Below are 17,081 nucleotides of genomic sequence, written 5' to 3'. Positions count from 1 at the left end.
CTTTGTAGATAAATGTGGTTATAGGAGTGAAGTTGAAAAAAGCACACGCGAGTCGAGAAAGAGATTCCAGTTAGGAGGAAGATGATGACTAGTTTAGCTAAGTATCGTAAGAACAATATTATTGCTATCGGAAATAAAGAATATCTCCTCATAGAAGACCCGTCATTTATCGAGGGTAAACGAGAAGTCATCATTTTGGAAGTTGCCGAGAAGGAGGATATCGAAAATGATCGAGGAGTTCATTAAACAATACGAAAAATCTGAGGAGAAAAACGATGAGAGAAATTAAATTCAGGGCGTGGTATATGCCATTTGGTTCTGGTGGCCCCATGCAAGAGATGGTACACGGTAAGGCTAGCAAAATTTTAGCTTTTTCAGAAATGTCTCCAGATGATTACATTGTTGAGCAATACACCGGGGTGAAAGACGTAAATCTCGTGGATGTCTATGCAGGCGATATTGTGGAAGTTTTTCGAGGATCTCTTAATACGGTGGTATTTAGGGAAGGCTGTTTTGGGCTTGAGACAAAGGATGACCCCTTGTTCGTTCCCCTGTGTAACCTAGAGGGATCAATGAAAGTTATTGGCAACATTCACGAAAACCCAGAATTGCTAGAGGAATAGGAATGGATAAAATTATAATAATTATTTTAGTCATTCTTGTGTTGATAGTATACATTTATCAAATGTTAGTCGATATAAGTCATGGAGATTGGCTTGATGCAACTGGCATAGCAATAGGAACTTTGTTTGGGGGACTATATGTTGTTGATATATCTATACGTTGAGGGCCATTTGTATGACGATTATTTTGTTGAATCAGATGGAACAGAAGAACAAATTGAGAGCATTGAAGAAATTTGTCCACAATGTGGTGATTGTGATCTCGTTATGGATTCGTTTTCAACATTGGGATTTAGAAAGGTTAGGTACATTGTACGTGAATACGTATGAACTCGATATTTACAGGAAGGAAAAACCTAAATTAGGGTTAAATATTCTTCAGTAAAAAAAGCCCACATTACTGTGGACTTAATCATAGATGTTTCTGCGGTGGCCAATATTTATAGCTGTGACAATTAATTCGTCATCTTCAATTTCACAGATGATTCGATAGTTACCGACTCGATATCGCCATTGACCCGAACGATTGGCAGTTAATCCTTTGCCAATAGATCGCGGATCATCAATACCATCTACATGCTGATACAACCAGCGAGTTATTAACGTTGCTTGGTGTTTATCCATTTTACGTAATGATCGTTGAGCTTCCCTGGTAAATTCTAGTGAATAACTCAATCTAAATCACCAAATTCATCAAGGATATCCTTCATAGACACGGTTTGCTTACCATCTTCAATGAATCGTTTATGTGCTATTTCAGCTGTTTGCTTATCGTACTCATCCTCGAGTTGTTCCATAGAATAGTTCTTCATTAGGTCGGATAAAGTTACACCGTAAAAGTCAGCCATGTATTGTAACCATTCTTTTTCAGATTCTGAAACACGAACTGTAATCATTGCCAAAATGATCATCTCCTTACGTAATACATTGTAATACTAAGCGAGTGTATGTCAATAAAAAAGCTACCCCGACAGGTAGCTTTAGCGTTTCTTATACAAGATGTCTATCTAATTATATCATTCACGAAAATTGATTAGAAGGGGAAAGAGGCGCTATATCAATGATTAACAGTATTTTTAGTAATATCGATCACAAAGAAACTATTAAACAGGCACGGGCTTTATTAAAAAGGTATCCCATGGATAAGTTAATGGACCAAATGGGAATTACAGCTAAGGAAAGCTTTACGTCGATTTCTGCACAGCAGTATGATGGTATGCCATCCAGCCAGGATAATGCTAACCACGAAGAAAGTAAGATGGTCAAAGAGCTTAAGGACAGTATCCAATTACACTATAAGTTAGTAATGATTGAAAAAACGATTGAGTCCATGAATATCACAGATCGACAAAATTATTACGCCCACATTCTTACATATCGTTACTTAAAAGAGTGGTCAGTACCAAAGTGTTGCGATAAGTTGGCTGAAAAATTTCCTGAATACGCTAGCAATGGATTCTTACCAGAGTCAACGTTCCATGACCATAAAAACGAAGCATTATTAGTCTTTGCTAACATCTACAATGGCGGGAAATTACTTGTCCAAAAAAGTTCGGAGTAAATCCGGCTGATTTCGGCTAAATCCGTTTTATATCGGAGTTACAGCATTAAAAAACGTCTTATTATGTTATTGTGGATGATTTATAGGAGTACTGTAATTCGATGTAGCGTTCGTTGTCGCTTGGAGCCTTGGGTTGGTTCGATTCCGACTGACAACATTACCAGTTAGCAACTCCTTCGTACCAATCCAATATAATTCATGATTTATCTCTCACGAAACTATGTTCTTTACCTTAACGATTGATTCCCCAATCAAATACAGTCAGATTGATTTTATTACAGCTAACTGGTCCGGCTAAGAGCAGATGATGATGGTGCAACTCCGTACTTAGCCTTTGCCCAACAAAAAATACAATATAGAGGATGTGAAACGCCTCTCATTTGTTGAATTTACATTAATTAACGTTTTAGCGGGCATCTTAATAAGACTTACGCACAGTTTCAGCGTAGGTCTTTTTTTGTGTCCAAAATTGGGTGTTGCCATTACGTGATTAGCAGTTGCGCGAAAAGGTGGCAACGAAAGAGGACTGACATGTAACGCTGTCGGCTAGAAGTCTATCTCGGAAACCATCAATAGACACTGCTAGGTGGAATGCCAAGAGGATTATGTAGGGTGCAATTCCCTGCCATTTCATATAAGGAGGGATTATCAATGGATGATCATATTTATTTAGTTTATATCAACGGTTCAGATGCTGATGGATGGGAAGAACAGTGGACTGACTGGGTTACTGTTTATGGTTCATTTACGGACTTGAAATTAGCTCAAGCATTCGTTGATGAATCTGAAATGGATTTAAGTATTAAGAAAATCCCTCTTAACCCTAAAAAGTTAAATCGACAAGAAGACCCGCTTATGGAAAGTTACCATTACGAAAGTCTATACGACGATCCAATGGATATCTAGCAAAGGAGTAATAGCATGTCGCAAACTTTACTTATAATTGAAGATTTGAATCATTATTTGCAGAAGTCTCATTTTCGTCCAACCGCTGAATATGAAATGAAACTAAGACAACGGGCTTTTAGCAAACTGATCAAAAGCACTATGAACGCCAGAATAAAAAATTCTAAGTAATTTAAACGACATATTTAAAGGAGGTGGCCTATGCAGACCGTAATTGCAGTAATAATTATTATTTTGAGTGAACCAGCTATTCGGTGGCTAGGTCGCCATGAAGGCTGGTGGGATTGATGTTTAAATCTGATTATGGATTAGTCAGTTGCCGTGCCGAATTAAGACTGTTAGAGAAGATAGATAAAGAATTAGAAAAAAAGCGTAAAGAAAAAAGCCGTAAGCATTTGCCATCGGCCAATCAAGATAGTTAATTACGATTATTTACTTGTTATCTCTGTGTACAATGGATTTCTTGGCTCCATCAGGAATCATATCGTAGATTTTATCTAATTCTTTTTGCTCGGTTATTAGTCTGCTAGTTATTGTGTTCAACATAATTAGTAAGCTTTTAGCTATGTTTAAGGCATCTTCTTTATCAGTGAAATCAATTTGTCCAGGATGAACAGAATTATTACCGATGACCCTTAATGAATCGAGCATTCTTTGAACCTCTTCTGGTAAACCATTTTGTACTAATTTACCAATTTTATCGTTTAAGTTGCCGTTTCCAGGAACGATGTTATCTATTAATTGTTGAGTAGCTAACCTAGCAAGAGCTGCAGACGCTCTAGGCGATAGGTCAATTATTGACACTGCTTCGTTATAAGTATCTTTAGCATCTTCAGGCATGTCATTGCTAGGTGAAGGAATAGTCGAATTATAAACTTTAGGGAAAATCACTTGTTCTTTGATGGAATAATTGTCTATAGACGAAACATCGTCTAGTGATAATAAATCGTCTATAGATAAATCAGTTGAATAAGTAAGCATCACTATAGATTCCTTATGGCAAGAGTGACATTCTACAGCGAATAGTAGGTCTTTTCTAATTAGCTCACTTGATTTGTCTGATTCTTGAATTTCTGGTAGTAGTTTAATAGTGTTGGCCGCATGATTTGCTTTACATATTGGACAAGTGAATTGGCTTTCTTCAAAATCTGCTTTCTTTGGCCAATAGGATGAACGTGTGTTTAATATGTCTTTAAAATTATCATCACTAATAATCATTGTTTATCTCTTTTCTTGGCAAAATATAGATACATTATAACAATTGAATAAGTATAAAAACTAGGGAGAAATATATGGAATTTCAAGAGTTTATCCAAAACATGCCGGACGAACTATTAAGCGATAAAGGCAAAGATTTTAAGAAGAACGTTAATGAGTGGTTTGATTTACAACCGCTGATTAATGAACCAATTGAACAAGCTGAACCAGATGTTCATTTCGATAACGGTGCGAAACATGATGAAGTGCCTGTATGGCATAAACAATAATTGATTAGGGAGGTGAGTTATGTGATATGGACTGGGACAAGGTACGAGCTGAATACGAGGTAACCGATATTACCTTGTCTGATCTTGCTAAGAAATATGACATAAAGCCAGGCACGTTGCGTTCACGTAAAAACCGTGATAAGTGGCAACGAGGCACTTCCAATGAATTAAAAAGCAACGATGTTGCAACGCAACGCAACACTGTTGCAACACAAAATGCTGTTGCACAATTACATGATTCAGACTTAAACGACAAACAAAAGTTGTTCTGTTTGTACTATCTACAAAGGTTTAACGCTACGTGGGCATATCAAAAAGCTTATGACGTTAAACGAAAAGCAGCCGAAGCTCTAGGTAGCAAGATGTTAAGGAATGTTAAGGTCCGAGAAGAAATTGAATCTCTTAAAAAACAGCAACAACAGGATTTGTTTTTAGATGCCAATGACATTCTAAAAGAATATGTTAAGCAAGCTTTCACATCTCTAGATCAAGTTATCAATTATAAGAGCGTTGAGGTTCCAATGATTGACCAAGAGGGCGATGTAGCTGTTGATGTGCATGGTAAACCAATGACTAAGCATCTAACGGACGTTTATTTGAATCCAAGTGACGAGATTGATTGGAGCGTTATTCAAGATATTCACGTTGGCCGTGATGGTTTAGTTGTTAAATCATATGACAAGCAAAAGGCAATGAAAGAGTTGCTTGAGCGCTTGCCTGAACCTACAAACGAGAATGAAGCAAATGACGGCTTTATTCAGGCAATTAAAGAAGCTGCCAAGCAATTGGAAGGGGACAAAGATAAATGACCGTACAATTCGAATATACGCCATTTAGCCCTAAGCAATTGCAGGTATTGAGCTGGTGGATTGACCCACGAGCATATGAAGGCGACTTCGATAAAAACATTGCTGAACATCCTGAATGGTTGAATCGTACTGATTACGACGCTTTGATTTGTGATGGTTCTGTTCGTGCTGGTAAGACATTGATTATGTCGATGAGTTACATTTTATGGTCAATGACAAACTATCAGGAAGAAACATTTGGTATCGCTGGTAAGACGATTGGTTCATTAAGACGGAACGTCATTAAACCGCTTAAAAGGATGCTAGAATCACGTCATTATGTCGTTAAGGATAAACGGGCAGACAACCTATTAGAAATCTCATACGGCTCAAATACTAACTATTATTACCTGTTTGGTGGTAAAGATGAATCTAGTCAGGACTTAGTCCAAGGTATCACTGTGGCTGGGTTCTTTTTTGATGAAGTTGCGTTGATGCCGCAGTCATTTGTTAACCAAGCAACGGCTCGTGCATCTGTTGATGGTAGTAAGTTCTGGTTTAACTGTAACCCTGCTAGTCCTTATCATTGGTTCAAAACTGAATGGCTGGATAAGCTATCAGAGCATCGTGCTATGCATATTCATTTCATGATGACTGATAACCCATCATTGTCTGATTCAGTTAAGAGACGTTACGAGACGCAGTATAGTGGCGTGTTCTATCAGCGTTACATATTAGGCCAATGGGTGTTATCTGACGGAGTTGTTTACGATAACTTTGATCGAGAAACAATGGTCGTTGATGCGCCAGCGTTGAGCCATATAACTAAATACTTTGTATCGTGTGATTACGGTGCCATGAACCCGACAGTATTCTTGCTGTGGGGTTTTTCTAGTGGCGTTTGGTACTGTCTTAAGGAATATTACTACGATGGCCGACACGATAGTTCAGGACGCCAGAAATCAGATGAAGAGTATGCCAATGATTTAGTTGCATTCTTAGGTAATCTAAAGCCAACCGTTATCTTAGACCCGTCAGCCGTTCACTTTGCGGTTGTGCTTCAAGAGCATGGCTTCAATGTGTTGCCTGGTAACAACGATGTTATCAATGGCATTCGATTAACTCAAAACTTAATGAATTCGGGTGAGATTAAATTCACACCATTTCTATCAAACCTTTTTAAAGAACTTGGCAGTTATGTATGGGATGACAAAGCATCACAACGTGGCGAAGATAGAGTCGTCAAAGACCATGATCATTGTTTAACTGGAGATACTTTAGTTGATACTGTTGATGGTCAAAAGATGATTAAAGATTTAGTCGGAAAGTCTGGAGAAGTTTATTGTGTTGACTATGAAAGTCAGCCAACCACAGGACATTTTGATCAAGTCAGAAAAACCAGAACTGATGCCGAAATATATGAACTTGAATTAGAAGATGGGTCAACAATCAAGGCGACCATTGATCATCCTGTTTTAACCAAAGCAGGTTGGAAACCGTTGGGAGAGTTAACTTCTAAGGATGAAGTTATTTACATTGGGTAATGCAGTAAGATACTTGCGTATGATATAATTAGGGTATGAAAACTATTATATATAACGGTATAAAATTTAATAAAGATAGTAAGACTGGTTATTATCTAAGCTCCAAAAATGTAAATGGAAAGCGTATTAGATTACATCGTTACGTTTGGGAAAATGAAAGAGGCCCAATACCAAAAGGTATGCACATTCATCACATTGATGAGAACAAAGACAATAACGATATTGATAATCTTGCGCTACTTACACCATTCCAACATGAACATTTTCATTCAGAAGAGCATGTCAAAAGCAATCCGGAGTGGTTTGAACGATTTCAACATGAAGGGATTGAACAAGCTAAAGTTTGGCACGCTTCTGAAAAAGGGCGTGAGTGGCATAAAAAGCATTATGAACAGATGAAAGATGCGCTTTACAAAGATTCAATCCGTATATGTCAACAATGTGGTAAAGAATACTCTACTATTGATCATGGAAATAATAAGTTCTGTTCAAACAAGTGCAAGTCTCAATGGAGAAGAGATCAACACTTAGATGATGTAGATAGGAAGTGCGTAATTTGTGGAAAAGAGTTTAAAGCCAATAAGTATTCCACCAAAAAGACATGCAGCCACGATTGCTCAATCGAGTTACAATACAGAACCCGTTGGGGTAAAAGTAAAAAGCATTAAATATATAGGCCATGAAGATGTATACAACATGGAAGTAGAAAACCACCATAACTTTTCAGTTAATGGTGGTTTTATTGTACACAATTGTGCTGATGCCATGCGATATTTCTGCATGACTGTCTTACCACCTGAACAAGACGATGACTCAGGTATTCAAATGTTTAGCAATTATTAATCTCTTAATACACCAGTGCACTAGTAGATTAGTGTTTTAGTGGTTTAGGAGATAATTACATTAGTAGATTAGGAGGTAGCTGAATTGTTAGAACATGAACCAAATAATATTCAAGATGCCATTCTAAGTGGTAAGCCGTTACTTAAAAGCAATTACAGTAATAACGGCCAATCAGCATTATCTAGTCGGATAACAATTACTGATGAAGATGTATTCTTATACGATGTTAATGCTGATATCACAGAACATCTTGATGATGTCTATCAAATCATGAATTATCATGAACGATATTTAGCACCAAAATATGAAATCAAGCATGATTATTATGTTGGTCGACATCATAAGATTATTGGACGACCTGAAAAGCCATTGAGCAAGCCAGATAATCGATTGATATTTAACTTACCTAAGAAGCTTGTTAGTACGTTTAACGGTTACTTTAGTGGTGAACCAGTATCGATTAAACATAAATCGAATGATGGCAATACAGATGATACAGCAATCGATGACCAGATTCAGACTTGGTTAAACAATAATAATTATGAAGATGTGTTTACTGAGTGGTCCAAGCAAGCCGATATCTATGGCCGGTCATACATTTACTTGTATGAAACACCTGCCACTGATTCAGATAAAACTGAATTAAAGATGACTGTCTGTTCACCACGTGACACAATCGTTGTTTACGATGATTCAGTTGAAAACAATCCTTTATTTGCTATTCGTTATTCAACGGGCGCTTCAAGAAAGTATGGTGACTTAATTACTAAAGATGCTATCTATTCATTTGATAGCCAAGGGGATGGCCAACCGTTAACGATTATGAATACTGATCCAGATAATCCTAATCAAGTGGTTAAGTCAGATATCCTTAACTTTCCAATGCTACCAGTTATTGAATTGTTGGAAGATGATGACCGTTCAGGACTGTTTGATGACTCGATTAACCTGATTGATTCCATTGATAACATGATGTCTAGTAAAGGAAACGATAACGATGCGTTTAGTGAGTCTTATCTAGTTATTACTGGTAATAAGTTAGATGAAAAGCAATATGAAGCACTGCAAAACAGTCATCTAATTAACTTATATCCAAAGAAAAACAATCCATTAGGTGGCAATGACAACCAAGAAAAGCCTACTGCATTCTTCTTAAGTCCTGACCCACATGATGAAGCCAAAGAGAACTCATTGAATCGTGCTATTGATATGGTTTATCAAGCATCACAGGTTGTTAACTTAAACGATTCTAGTTTCGGGATGTCAGCCACAGCAATTAGCGGTGTTGCACTGTTGCAACGCTATCAACCAATGCAAGCTAGAGCTAAGGTTAAGTCACAAAAGATGGATAAAGCGTTGCGTCAATTGTTTGCAATTCTGTTTAAGCAATGGGATGGTATTAACGCTGATCCCAGTAACTTAGCATTTGACCATAAGCAAAGTATTCCGCATAACGTTCTCGAAGAAGCTCAGACTATTTCAACGTTAAATGGACAAGTTAGTGATGTAACTAAGTTAGGTTACTTATCACGGATTGATGATCCAGCTGCCGAAGTTGAACGATTGAAAGAACAGAACGAAGAAGATGCTAAGGAAGCTAAGAACCAAGTTGATGAGTACATGACAGACCAACAAAAGAAAGCCGGTGTAACTCATGGTATCTCTGACGATCCAGCAGGAACGCCAAAGGATTCAACAATTAGTTGATTTAGACAATCAAACAGATATTCAGAGTAGGCAGTATTACAACGATTGCTTGATGTTTATTCGCAACCATTTGTCACAATTCTATTCACAGTATGCTACTGAGAATGGTTTAACCGTCTCTGAGGTTAGTCGTAAGGTTAGTCGCTGGGATTTACAGCAGTGGGAAAACGCTGTGAAGCAAATGGATATGAGTGATTGGCCTGATGAAGCCTTTGCTAGAGTTAAAGCTTATAATGCTCAGATTCACATTGATAAGAAACATGTGATGATGGCTGTGCTGGCTTTAGGAATTATCCAAATGACCGTTAAGAATCAACAAAACGTTGCTCATCGATTAGTTTTGGATGCTCAAACAGAAGCCAAACGCATGGCTGATGCCTTTGATTTATCACAGAATAAAGTTAAACAAGTATCAAGTGTGATCACTAAAGCTGAGACCAGAAGTACTTGGTCATCTAATCTTTGGATTGATAGCGATAGTTTAGCTAATGATGTTGAAAATCTAGTTAACAAACATCTCAAACATGGGATGTCGTTACAAGATATGGATGACATCTTAGCCGACCATGCTAATTTAAAACAGTTCAAGCCTAATCAATCAGTTGCCGATAGAGTTAGACAAATGGAATACAATGCTCAACGTTTGGTTAGAACTGAATCAGCTCGATTAGTTGACGAAGTTAATATGGCTACTTATCGCATGGAAGGTGTTAAATACGTGGCTTGGGTAACTGAACCAAGTGCATGTATCAAATGTATTGGTATCGCCTTAGGTGGACCTTATCCAATTGAAGAAGCGCCGATGATTCCAGATGATAGCCATCCTAATTGCCGGTGTCATAAGACGCCCACATTAAATCAATAATATGTATTAAAACTAAGCCTATCTGTTTTCAGAGGGCTTTTTATTATGCTCTTTTTCCGTGTGTTGCAGAGCTTAAAGAACAATCTGTGCTAATAGTCTCCCATGACTTTAAATGCGTGAAAGGAGTTTGATTATGAAAAGATTTGACAACTTAATGCCAATGCAATTGCAGTACTTTGCTGAAAATGACCAAGGCACAGATGATGCTAACGACAACGTTAATGAACCATTAGATAATGCTGGTTCTGAAAACAATTCAGATGATGCCAAGGACGATGACGACCATGAAGAAAACGATGATGACCCAAGCAAGGTTATTGAAAAGCTTCAGGGACGTATTGGCAAAGAACAAGGCAAAAAAAATGAGTTACAGCAACAATTAGACAAAGCACAAGCCGAGTTGAAGAAGTTGCGTGGTGGTAAGGACGCTAAGGAACCTGATAAAACGCCTGAACAGATTGAAGTTGAGAAGTTACGCATGCAATTAGAGCGTCGTGACATCTTAGATTCAACTCTAGATGTTTTCAAAGAAAGCAAAATCGATGTGCCTAAGGACATTGTTGAGCTATTTATCAGCGATGATCGTGACCAGACCATTGATAACGCCGGAAAATTGCTTAATTACGTTACTTCTATCAAAAAAGATACCGAAGCTAGCGTAAGAAGCGAATATGCCGGTGGTAAAGTTCCCAAGTCTACTAAACACATCAATAATGCCGGTAACTTTGGTACTCAAGTTGCTAAATCAGGTAATGATCGTATTCCATTGCAGTCCAATTACTCAAATTAATTAGGAGGATTCACACATGAAGAAGAAGTATTTTGGTAGCCGTGACATCTTGTTAGATGACTACAACGCTACTGCAATTGCCAACATGGTAGATGATACAACCGCCACAGCTGATGCTGACGGTCAAAAATATCTACTTGGTGGCACTTTATTAACTGCTGACAAGAACTTTTTGACAAGTAACGATGGTTCAGTGGTACTTAAACCCACAACTGACGCTACTAAAGCTCAAGGTATCTTACGCCAAGACTACAACATCGCCGAAGGTGCTGTACCAGCCTCAGTAATCGTATCAGGAACTATTAACTTAGCTCGTATGGACGACAAAACTAAAGCTATCTACACAGATGACGTAATTACTGCACTTAAAACATCACTACCTAAATTAGTGATCGTAAATCGTAATTAGGAGGAACACATATGTTAACAATGAGCGACATTGAAAACCCAGCTTCAATCATTGGTTACTGGAACGAACGTGACAATGAACGCCAACCATACTTGTACAGTAGCTTGTTTGACTTGTCATACAGTCCAACAGATACAACAAAACTTTACTTTGGTGAAGAATCAAAGCTTCGTATGATGACAGCCACAACGGATGATGTTTCATCAGTTAAGCTCGATAATCATGGCTTTGAAAGTGAAACATATTCACTTATTCCATTCAAAAACTACAAAGCGATGAATGAAAAGCGCCGTCGTGGTATCAATCGTGCCTTGGCAAATAACAATGATCCTGCCGGTGTTACTGCCATTACTAGAACTCAATACAAAGAATTAGATGAATTGATGACTGTCTCTTATGGAACTCGTGAGATTATGGCAATGCAAGCTTTGACTACCGGTAAAATCGCTGTTGTTGGCTCCGATGGTAGTGGAAGCAATAACTTACCTTACCAAGTTGACTTCCATATGCCAGAAGAACATCAAGTTGATGTTGCTACTGAATGGGGCACTCCTGATTCAAAACCTTTGGAAGATATCCAAAAGCAAATGGATCAAATTGCCGATGACAATGGTACTTCAATTGGAGTTGTTTTAATGAACGGTCGTACTTTCCGTAAATTAGCTGCTTCTGGTGAAGTTGTAACTACTTTAACTGATGGTCGTACCTCAGCAGGTGTTGCTTTAGCTCAATCAGCTGTAACTGCACTTGTTCAAGAAACTCTTGGCGTACAAGTAGTTATCTACAACAAAGGTATTGGTTCAGATAGATTTATCCCTGATGACACTGTTGTGCTTGCACCTCAAGGCCCATTAGGTCGTATGGTTTGGACTGATACTAACGAGGATTTAGGATTGATTGGCGAACCAAGTGTTCAACTATCACGCACTACGGACGGTATCACTGTTTACACTGACCGCATTAAAGACCCTGTGGCTACCTTGGTACATGTTTCTCAAAACATTCTACCTACGTTCGACAAGGTTCGTAACGTGTTAGTTATGCACGTTGGTGCTAAAACTACTCAACCAAGCGGACAAACTGCAAGTTCAACTACTTCAGACAGTTCAGTAAAAAAATAGATTCGTCAGCTGAAAAGGCTGACGTTCCTGACGAGAGTTGGACTAATGATCAGATTAAATCTTATTTAGATGCTAATAACATCGCTTATAAGACGACTGATACAAAGGCTCAACTATTAGCTTATCTACAGTAGGAGGTAAACAATGGCAACAAAAAATAAGCATAACGAAGTAAAACGTACAGATACTAATCGTTATGAAGTGAAGCCAACGGACAACGAATATACAGTAGCTCAAAAATTCGGACTATCTGTTGGCGCGTTGCGTAAGGCTAACGTTAAATTTCCAGCACCATATTTTAAAGTGGGACGAAAAATCTTTATCCCTCGGTAAGGAGGGCATTTTATGAATGATGAGATGCGAGAAGCAGTTGCCAAGCAATTGCCAATTATGTATCCAGAGTTGTTCGATGATCCTAATGCTTCGGCAATCGTTGATAGTTTAATCACGCAAGCATACATGGTTTGCCAACAGTATACGGACAATGACGATGAACTCAGCACTCTAGTGCGTTTATACACCGCTCATTTGTTGTATACCAATCAGTCTGCTGGTGGCACAGCTACTAGCATCAAGGCGGATGTGTTCCAAATCAATATGTCTGACAATACGGCCAATGGAGATATTTATCTTCCACAGTTCATGGATGTGCTACAAATCTTAGGTGCAAATGACTGGGGTGTGCAGTTCCTATGACCGTGGAAGTCACTGGCCCTGATTACAACTTTTTGCCGAAAGCAATTAACGAGATCAGAAAACTTAATCAGCACAGCGTTTATGTTGGTGCGCTAAAACAAGTTGGCGATAGAACGGTTGAATACATGCAAATGATCGTTCATGTGAACGAATATGGAGCAACTATTCATCCAACTACTAGCCAATATCTAACTATTCCGATGCCGATTGCAGGCAAAAGAAAAGCCGGTCAAATTGACGGCTTATTTTTTTACATGACCAAAAACGGTAAACCATCACTTGCTCGCAATGAAGGCGGACAACTAGTGGTTTATTTTTTATTGGCTAAAGAAGTTAGAATTCCTGCCCGTTCATTTCTTAGAACTACTGAAGTAAAGACTAGACAGAGAGTTAGACGTTTAGCAGTTGCTGGAGTAACTCAATTACTGCACGGACATGGAACGTGGAAGGAAGTTTATAACGCAATTGGTCAGTATGTGGCTCGTGAAGTCAAACGGACGATTGCTACTAAATCTCGACCGAAGAATGCCACTATCACATCGGTTAACAAAGGATTCAATAATCCGTTAGTTGATACGGGGGCAATGCAACGGTCGATATATTGGAGGGTTGTTTAATGGATGCTAAAGCTAAAAGGATATTTATTCGAGAAATCAATCAGATATTCCGAATGTTTTCAGTTTCATTTCAATACGCTTTACCAACAAAGTCCATTCAAGACGACGAGTGGGGCGATGATTCCCAATCAGAACAACCCGAGTGGCAAGACGTGTATGAGCCGTTGATTGCTGTTGGTAATTCAGCTCAAGCCAATATTGCTAACCAAGTAGTTCAACTGCCAGGTGGCCAAACTGATACCTATGCGTATGAGTGGCTGTCTAAATTGGACTTACCAACTACTACTAAGGTTATGTATCACGAACAAGAACTAGAGATTATCAAGATTGGCCCTTATCAAGACCAAACCGGTATCTTTATTTACTTCTTGAGAGGGCGAGGTGACAAACATGTACAAAAGTAGAACTTTTGATTTTGGCAAGATGATTGGTGCTTTACGAGGCATTATCACTTCCATTACTGGATTGCAGGTAGTTCCTACGACCAATAAGAATCTACCGCCTTATCCATACATTACTTACACACCGCCTGATGCATATAAAGCCGAAACATGGGGCAACACTCATGAAGAAGAGATGTTCACCGTGAATGTTGTCTTAAATTGCTATGCCGAAACGCCACAAGAATCAGTGATGATCGCTGATGACATTGTGACGTTTTTATTTGACCCAAATTATCACGAACAACTTAAAAGAAGTGGCATCGTCGTGGTCAGTGCTGACCCAGAAGGCGAAAGCTCGGCTGACTTTGCCCAAATGTTTCAAATATCCACCCAAGTTGTCGTACTCAAGTTACGGCTCATGCGTGGATATATTGCAGATTTTCCAAACATTACAGACACGAATATAGGAGGTCATTAATTTGGCAGACGTAGAAAAGATTGAAACTCTATCTCCAATTAACATCATTACTACTTACGACCGACCAGTCAAAGCGGCCGGTTTAGCAGGCGTCGCATACCTTGTTAAAGGTACCAAGATTGCTTTGCAGTCTTATCACTTCCTTGCAGAAGTTGAAAAGGATTACGACTTAGGCACTGAAATTTATAACGCCGCTGATAATTACTTTGCAAACGACGAAAGTCCTTTGTTCCAAGTAATCACATCGGGCCCAGAAACTGCTGTGACTCAACCAGCTTCAACTGGCGACGGTTCAGGTTCATCAACTCCAGCTGTTACACCAACTGATGCTGACAATATGATTGCAGCACTTACTAAGTACTACAACGCAGGTGCTGAATACTTTGTTATCAAAGGTTCAAAAGACAACATCGACGTTGTTAAAGCGGTATCCAACTTTGTTGAAGCTCAAGACAACAAAGTCCTTATCGTTGATGTTCCGACTGACAATGCCGAACCTGACTTGTCATTCTTATCCGTGTTGAAAGGTAACAAAGCTACTTTGGTTCTTTCATTACCTAAGTATGGTGCTACTGATGCTGACTATCAATTAGCTTCAACATTCTTAGCTTCATACGCTAACAGTTCTGTTGGAACTGATCCAGAGTTCATCAATCAACTGGGTGGTGTAACTCCTCAAGACCAATACGATTTTACTAAACAAGCATTAGATGCATTCTACACACCTTATCATGCCTTGACTTACGCATATCGAAACGGCATTCCAATGTTCACATCGAACAAATCGCAATCTGGTGACCAATTCTCTGTGATGCTCATTCGTGACGCTATTACTAATGAAATTGTAGCTAACATCACTAACTTGTTCGTTCAAAACGATCGTATTCCTTACAACCAAATTGGAATCGACTTATTCAAAGGCCAAATCAAGTTGGTTCTGGATAAATACAAGAACCTTGGACTAATCGAACCAGGCTATGACATCAATACGATTAATTCTGATGACATTAGTGATAACAAAAAAGCTAGTGGAAAGCTTACCGGCATGGGCTGGAAGTATCAACCAGTATTCAGCATTGACGACACTAAGTTCGCTCAATCAATTACACTTCCACAACCAGTTTAGGAATAGAAAAGGAGACCAATATTTATGCAATCAATTAATGAATTTACCGATGGTCGCTGGGACGTTGCCGATATGGTCGTTTCTATCGACGGTATCAAGCCTAAAATTTATACTTCCGGTGACGTTTTCACTCTTTCATTTAACGAAGACAACATTACTATCAGTTCTGATGTTTATGGTAATGGTATTACTGTTATCAACCACAATGGACAAGCTGATTTAACTATTAACCTTTCACGACTCGATCCAATTTGGAAAAAGGTTCTGGAAGAACAAGCATTCAAGGAAGAAGCACATAAGATCGTTATCTACACTCCAGTAGAAATTATCTCAACTTCATCTGCATCAATCGCTAAGATTCCTGACTTGAACGGGAATAACGAAGCGCCTACTGTTGGACTTCAATTCCACTGTGTTCGTGCCAGTGTAGATCCTAACGAAGACCAAAAATAATTAATTAGAGGAGTTTTAATATGAATGAAGAAGAACAAAATTTAACTAATGATGAAACTTTAACTAACACAGATACAGAGGCAGTTACAGAAACTAGTTCCAAAAATAAAGACTTCTCTTTGCTCCCATTGAACGAGCGAGTACAAGTTAAGGATCTTGACGACAAAAACCGTCAATTAACGATTACTCAAAAAGATGGTTCCGTTTTAGAAGTTAATATTACTCAACCAAATTTGAGAACCGCCGAATCGATCGATGATTGCCGAACAGAAATTCGGCCAATTAGTGGGGATACTGGAGTATTACGTACTACTACTGCTCGGTTCCACGAAGCGCTATTCTCATTGTTTAGTGCTGTATTGATTGATAACAAGCCTAAAGGAAATCTTGACTGGGATTTGGCAGACACTTTAGAAAGAGAGACGTATGACTGGTTAATGGATCAGGCAGACACGTTTCTTGCGTCAAAGTCTTAAACCATTAAGCGATCGGGCAGTAAAGCAGTACTTAAAAGACTTTCCGGATGCTAGTTTCAAATGGGGAGCTTTTATTGAAGGAGCTGCCACACTCTCGACTACAGAGATTTCAGAAATGACGGCTCCAGAATTATCAGTTTTGAGATATGCGATGAACGAACGTAATAAGAGTAAATCGTCAATCTTTGAAGCAATCTTAGGAGGTTAG

The 17,081-nt window shown here is 38.6% G+C and carries 29 protein-coding genes; 26 read left to right on the top strand and 3 right to left on the bottom strand.

Features of this window, described 5'->3' with window-relative positions:
* Window positions 1-84: 84 nt before the first annotated feature.
* From O0236_RS07375 to O0236_RS07365, 3 genes are read left to right on the top strand one after another with little or no spacing between them, the layout of a single operon-like run.
* Entirely contained in the window at window positions 85-246 is a 162-nt protein-coding gene (locus tag O0236_RS07375) for a hypothetical protein (RefSeq protein ID WP_268913992.1), read from the top strand.
* Between the two features lie 29 nt (window positions 247-275).
* A complete protein-coding gene (locus O0236_RS07370; protein WP_268913994.1) occupies window positions 276-623 on the top strand; it encodes a YopX family protein in 348 nt (115 codons plus the stop codon).
* Between the two features lie 2 nt (window positions 624-625).
* Window positions 626-787 carry a hypothetical protein gene (locus O0236_RS07365; RefSeq protein ID WP_372791187.1) on the top strand — a complete coding sequence of 54 codons (162 nt, stop codon included), beginning with the start codon at window positions 626-628 and terminating at the stop codon, window positions 785-787.
* 244 nt (window positions 788-1,031) lie between these two features.
* Here O0236_RS07365 and O0236_RS07360 read toward each other — a convergent pair whose 3' ends face one another.
* Both O0236_RS07360 and relB read right to left on the bottom strand, forming a co-directional pair.
* Window positions 1,032-1,298 carry a type II toxin-antitoxin system RelE family toxin gene (locus tag O0236_RS07360; protein WP_268913996.1) on the bottom strand — a complete coding sequence of 89 codons (267 nt, stop codon included), beginning with the start codon at window positions 1,296-1,298 and terminating at the stop codon, window positions 1,032-1,034.
* The gene (gene relB, locus O0236_RS07355) at window positions 1,295-1,525 is read right to left on the bottom strand and encodes a type II toxin-antitoxin system RelB family antitoxin (RefSeq protein ID WP_329608930.1); all 231 of its coding nucleotides are present in this window, start codon (window positions 1,523-1,525) and stop codon (window positions 1,295-1,297) included. The genes O0236_RS07360 and relB overlap by 4 nt, the downstream gene beginning before the upstream one ends.
* 158 nt (window positions 1,526-1,683) lie before the next feature.
* Between relB and O0236_RS07350 the strand changes: the two genes are divergently transcribed.
* From O0236_RS07350 to O0236_RS07340, 3 genes are all read left to right on the top strand, one after another.
* Window positions 1,684-2,184, top strand: coding sequence for a hypothetical protein (locus O0236_RS07350; RefSeq protein ID WP_268913998.1), 501 nt, complete (start codon window positions 1,684-1,686; stop codon window positions 2,182-2,184).
* Window positions 2,185-2,835: 651 nt separating this feature from the next.
* The gene (locus O0236_RS07345) at window positions 2,836-3,090 is read left to right on the top strand and encodes a hypothetical protein (RefSeq protein WP_268914000.1); all 255 of its coding nucleotides are present in this window, start codon (window positions 2,836-2,838) and stop codon (window positions 3,088-3,090) included.
* 287 nt (window positions 3,091-3,377) lie between these two features.
* Window positions 3,378-3,512: a hypothetical protein gene (locus O0236_RS07340; protein WP_268914003.1), complete on the top strand. Its 135-nt coding sequence runs from the start codon at window positions 3,378-3,380 to the stop codon at window positions 3,510-3,512.
* A gap of 10 nt (window positions 3,513-3,522) precedes the next feature.
* On the opposite strand, the gene O0236_RS07335 is transcribed toward O0236_RS07340, so the two are convergent.
* Complete coding sequence (locus O0236_RS07335) at window positions 3,523-4,071, bottom strand: DUF4145 domain-containing protein (protein ID WP_268914004.1); 549 nt, start codon at window positions 4,069-4,071, stop codon at window positions 3,523-3,525.
* Window positions 4,072-4,382: 311 nt separating this feature from the next.
* Here O0236_RS07335 and O0236_RS07330 point away from each other — a divergent pair, with 311 nt between their 5' ends.
* The 20 genes from O0236_RS07330 to O0236_RS07235 all read left to right on the top strand — a co-directional run bounded on the left by O0236_RS07330 (window position 4,383) and on the right by O0236_RS07235 (window position 17,081).
* Window positions 4,383-4,577: a hypothetical protein gene (locus O0236_RS07330; protein ID WP_268914005.1), complete on the top strand. Its 195-nt coding sequence runs from the start codon at window positions 4,383-4,385 to the stop codon at window positions 4,575-4,577.
* Window positions 4,578-4,603: 26 nt separating this feature from the next.
* Window positions 4,604-5,386 (top strand): terminase small subunit, encoded by a 783-nt coding sequence (locus tag O0236_RS07325; protein WP_268914006.1) that lies wholly within the window; start codon window positions 4,604-4,606, stop codon window positions 5,384-5,386.
* On the top strand, window positions 5,383-6,909 hold the full coding sequence (locus O0236_RS07320; protein WP_268914007.1) for a PBSX family phage terminase large subunit: 1,527 nt from the start codon (window positions 5,383-5,385) through the stop codon (window positions 6,907-6,909). Before O0236_RS07325 ends, O0236_RS07320 begins: the two co-directional genes overlap by 4 nt.
* 35 nt (window positions 6,910-6,944) lie before the next feature.
* A complete protein-coding gene (locus tag O0236_RS07315) occupies window positions 6,945-7,577 on the top strand; it encodes an HNH endonuclease signature motif containing protein (RefSeq protein WP_268914009.1) in 633 nt (210 codons plus the stop codon).
* Complete coding sequence (locus O0236_RS07310) at window positions 7,468-7,752, top strand: hypothetical protein (RefSeq protein ID WP_268914011.1); 285 nt, start codon at window positions 7,468-7,470, stop codon at window positions 7,750-7,752. Before O0236_RS07315 ends, O0236_RS07310 begins: the two co-directional genes overlap by 110 nt.
* An 84-nt stretch (window positions 7,753-7,836) precedes the next feature.
* Window positions 7,837-9,459, top strand: coding sequence for a phage portal protein (locus O0236_RS07305; protein WP_268914013.1), 1,623 nt, complete (start codon window positions 7,837-7,839; stop codon window positions 9,457-9,459).
* Window positions 9,407-10,324 (top strand): hypothetical protein, encoded by a 918-nt coding sequence (locus tag O0236_RS07300; RefSeq protein WP_268914015.1) that lies wholly within the window; start codon window positions 9,407-9,409, stop codon window positions 10,322-10,324. Before O0236_RS07305 ends, O0236_RS07300 begins: the two co-directional genes overlap by 53 nt.
* A gap of 133 nt (window positions 10,325-10,457) precedes the next feature.
* Window positions 10,458-11,114: a DUF4355 domain-containing protein gene (locus O0236_RS07295; RefSeq protein ID WP_268914016.1), complete on the top strand. Its 657-nt coding sequence runs from the start codon at window positions 10,458-10,460 to the stop codon at window positions 11,112-11,114.
* 16 nt (window positions 11,115-11,130) lie between these two features.
* A complete protein-coding gene (locus tag O0236_RS07290) occupies window positions 11,131-11,523 on the top strand; it encodes a hypothetical protein (protein ID WP_268914018.1) in 393 nt (130 codons plus the stop codon).
* A gap of 11 nt (window positions 11,524-11,534) precedes the next feature.
* Entirely contained in the window at window positions 11,535-12,644 is a 1,110-nt protein-coding gene (locus O0236_RS07285; RefSeq protein WP_268914020.1) for a major capsid protein, read from the top strand.
* Entirely contained in the window at window positions 12,641-12,778 is a 138-nt protein-coding gene (locus tag O0236_RS07280; RefSeq protein WP_372791804.1) for a hypothetical protein, read from the top strand. The genes O0236_RS07285 and O0236_RS07280 overlap by 4 nt, the downstream gene beginning before the upstream one ends.
* Window positions 12,779-12,788: 10 nt before the next feature.
* Window positions 12,789-12,977, top strand: coding sequence for a LysM peptidoglycan-binding domain-containing protein (locus O0236_RS07275; protein WP_268914022.1), 189 nt, complete (start codon window positions 12,789-12,791; stop codon window positions 12,975-12,977).
* A 12-nt stretch (window positions 12,978-12,989) separates the two neighbouring features.
* A complete protein-coding gene (locus O0236_RS07270; RefSeq protein ID WP_268914024.1) occupies window positions 12,990-13,340 on the top strand; it encodes a hypothetical protein in 351 nt (116 codons plus the stop codon).
* Window positions 13,337-13,957: a hypothetical protein gene (locus O0236_RS07265; protein ID WP_268914026.1), complete on the top strand. Its 621-nt coding sequence runs from the start codon at window positions 13,337-13,339 to the stop codon at window positions 13,955-13,957. The genes O0236_RS07270 and O0236_RS07265 overlap by 4 nt, the downstream gene beginning before the upstream one ends.
* Window positions 13,957-14,361, top strand: a complete 405-nt coding sequence (locus tag O0236_RS07260; protein ID WP_268914028.1) for a hypothetical protein — start codon at window positions 13,957-13,959, stop codon at window positions 14,359-14,361. The genes O0236_RS07265 and O0236_RS07260 overlap by 1 nt, the downstream gene beginning before the upstream one ends.
* Window positions 14,348-14,818, top strand: a complete 471-nt coding sequence (locus O0236_RS07255; protein WP_268914030.1) for an LIC_12616 family protein — start codon at window positions 14,348-14,350, stop codon at window positions 14,816-14,818. The genes O0236_RS07260 and O0236_RS07255 overlap by 14 nt, the downstream gene beginning before the upstream one ends.
* 1 nt (window position 14,819) lies before the next feature.
* The gene (locus O0236_RS07250) at window positions 14,820-15,944 is read left to right on the top strand and encodes a DUF3383 family protein (protein ID WP_268914032.1); all 1,125 of its coding nucleotides are present in this window, start codon (window positions 14,820-14,822) and stop codon (window positions 15,942-15,944) included.
* Between the two features lie 24 nt (window positions 15,945-15,968).
* Window positions 15,969-16,397, top strand: a complete 429-nt coding sequence (locus tag O0236_RS07245; RefSeq protein WP_268914033.1) for a hypothetical protein — start codon at window positions 15,969-15,971, stop codon at window positions 16,395-16,397.
* Window positions 16,398-16,417: 20 nt separating this feature from the next.
* Window positions 16,418-16,873 (top strand): hypothetical protein, encoded by a 456-nt coding sequence (locus O0236_RS07240; RefSeq protein ID WP_268914034.1) that lies wholly within the window; start codon window positions 16,418-16,420, stop codon window positions 16,871-16,873.
* Window positions 16,857-17,081, top strand: coding sequence for a hypothetical protein (locus O0236_RS07235; protein WP_268914036.1), 225 nt, complete (start codon window positions 16,857-16,859; stop codon window positions 17,079-17,081). The genes O0236_RS07240 and O0236_RS07235 overlap by 17 nt, the downstream gene beginning before the upstream one ends.

The sequence above is a fragment of the Lentilactobacillus sp. SPB1-3 genome (assembly GCF_026913205.2).
Lineage (GTDB): Bacteria > Bacillota > Bacilli > Lactobacillales > Lactobacillaceae > Lentilactobacillus > Lentilactobacillus terminaliae.
The sequence above is the reverse complement of the archived record's forward strand: the minus strand, read 5'-3'. Positions and strand labels throughout refer to the sequence as shown.

What these genes read in the sequence shown, in the direction of transcription:
- O0236_RS07375 (WP_268913992.1), top strand. Translation starts at nt 85, where the DNA reads ATGACTAGTTTAGCTAAGTATCGTAAGAACAATATTATTGCTATCGGA.
- O0236_RS07370 (WP_268913994.1), top strand. Translation starts at nt 276, where the DNA reads ATGAGAGAAATTAAATTCAGGGCGTGGTATATGCCATTTGGTTCTGGT.
- O0236_RS07365 (WP_372791187.1), top strand. Translation starts at nt 626, where the DNA reads ATGGATAAAATTATAATAATTATTTTAGTCATTCTTGTGTTGATAGTA.
- O0236_RS07350 (WP_268913998.1), top strand. Translation starts at nt 1,684, where the DNA reads ATGATTAACAGTATTTTTAGTAATATCGATCACAAAGAAACTATTAAA.
- O0236_RS07345 (WP_268914000.1), top strand. Translation starts at nt 2,836, where the DNA reads ATGGATGATCATATTTATTTAGTTTATATCAACGGTTCAGATGCTGAT.
- O0236_RS07340 (WP_268914003.1), top strand. Translation starts at nt 3,378, where the DNA reads ATGTTTAAATCTGATTATGGATTAGTCAGTTGCCGTGCCGAATTAAGA.
- O0236_RS07335 (WP_268914004.1), bottom strand. Translation starts at nt 4,071, where the DNA reads ATGCTTACTTATTCAACTGATTTATCTATAGACGATTTATTATCACTA.
- O0236_RS07330 (WP_268914005.1), top strand. Translation starts at nt 4,383, where the DNA reads ATGGAATTTCAAGAGTTTATCCAAAACATGCCGGACGAACTATTAAGC.
- O0236_RS07325 (WP_268914006.1), top strand. Translation starts at nt 4,604, where the DNA reads ATGGACTGGGACAAGGTACGAGCTGAATACGAGGTAACCGATATTACC.
- O0236_RS07320 (WP_268914007.1), top strand. Translation starts at nt 5,383, where the DNA reads ATGACCGTACAATTCGAATATACGCCATTTAGCCCTAAGCAATTGCAG.
- O0236_RS07315 (WP_268914009.1), top strand. Translation starts at nt 6,945, where the DNA reads ATGAAAACTATTATATATAACGGTATAAAATTTAATAAAGATAGTAAG.
- O0236_RS07300 (WP_268914015.1), top strand. Translation starts at nt 9,407, where the DNA reads ATGGTATCTCTGACGATCCAGCAGGAACGCCAAAGGATTCAACAATTA.
- O0236_RS07295 (WP_268914016.1), top strand. Translation starts at nt 10,458, where the DNA reads ATGAAAAGATTTGACAACTTAATGCCAATGCAATTGCAGTACTTTGCT.
- O0236_RS07290 (WP_268914018.1), top strand. Translation starts at nt 11,131, where the DNA reads ATGAAGAAGAAGTATTTTGGTAGCCGTGACATCTTGTTAGATGACTAC.
- O0236_RS07285 (WP_268914020.1), top strand. Translation starts at nt 11,535, where the DNA reads ATGTTAACAATGAGCGACATTGAAAACCCAGCTTCAATCATTGGTTAC.
- O0236_RS07275 (WP_268914022.1), top strand. Translation starts at nt 12,789, where the DNA reads ATGGCAACAAAAAATAAGCATAACGAAGTAAAACGTACAGATACTAAT.
- O0236_RS07270 (WP_268914024.1), top strand. Translation starts at nt 12,990, where the DNA reads ATGAATGATGAGATGCGAGAAGCAGTTGCCAAGCAATTGCCAATTATG.
- O0236_RS07265 (WP_268914026.1), top strand. Translation starts at nt 13,337, where the DNA reads ATGACCGTGGAAGTCACTGGCCCTGATTACAACTTTTTGCCGAAAGCA.
- O0236_RS07260 (WP_268914028.1), top strand. Translation starts at nt 13,957, where the DNA reads ATGGATGCTAAAGCTAAAAGGATATTTATTCGAGAAATCAATCAGATA.
- O0236_RS07255 (WP_268914030.1), top strand. Translation starts at nt 14,348, where the DNA reads ATGTACAAAAGTAGAACTTTTGATTTTGGCAAGATGATTGGTGCTTTA.
- O0236_RS07245 (WP_268914033.1), top strand. Translation starts at nt 15,969, where the DNA reads ATGCAATCAATTAATGAATTTACCGATGGTCGCTGGGACGTTGCCGAT.
- O0236_RS07240 (WP_268914034.1), top strand. Translation starts at nt 16,418, where the DNA reads ATGAATGAAGAAGAACAAAATTTAACTAATGATGAAACTTTAACTAAC.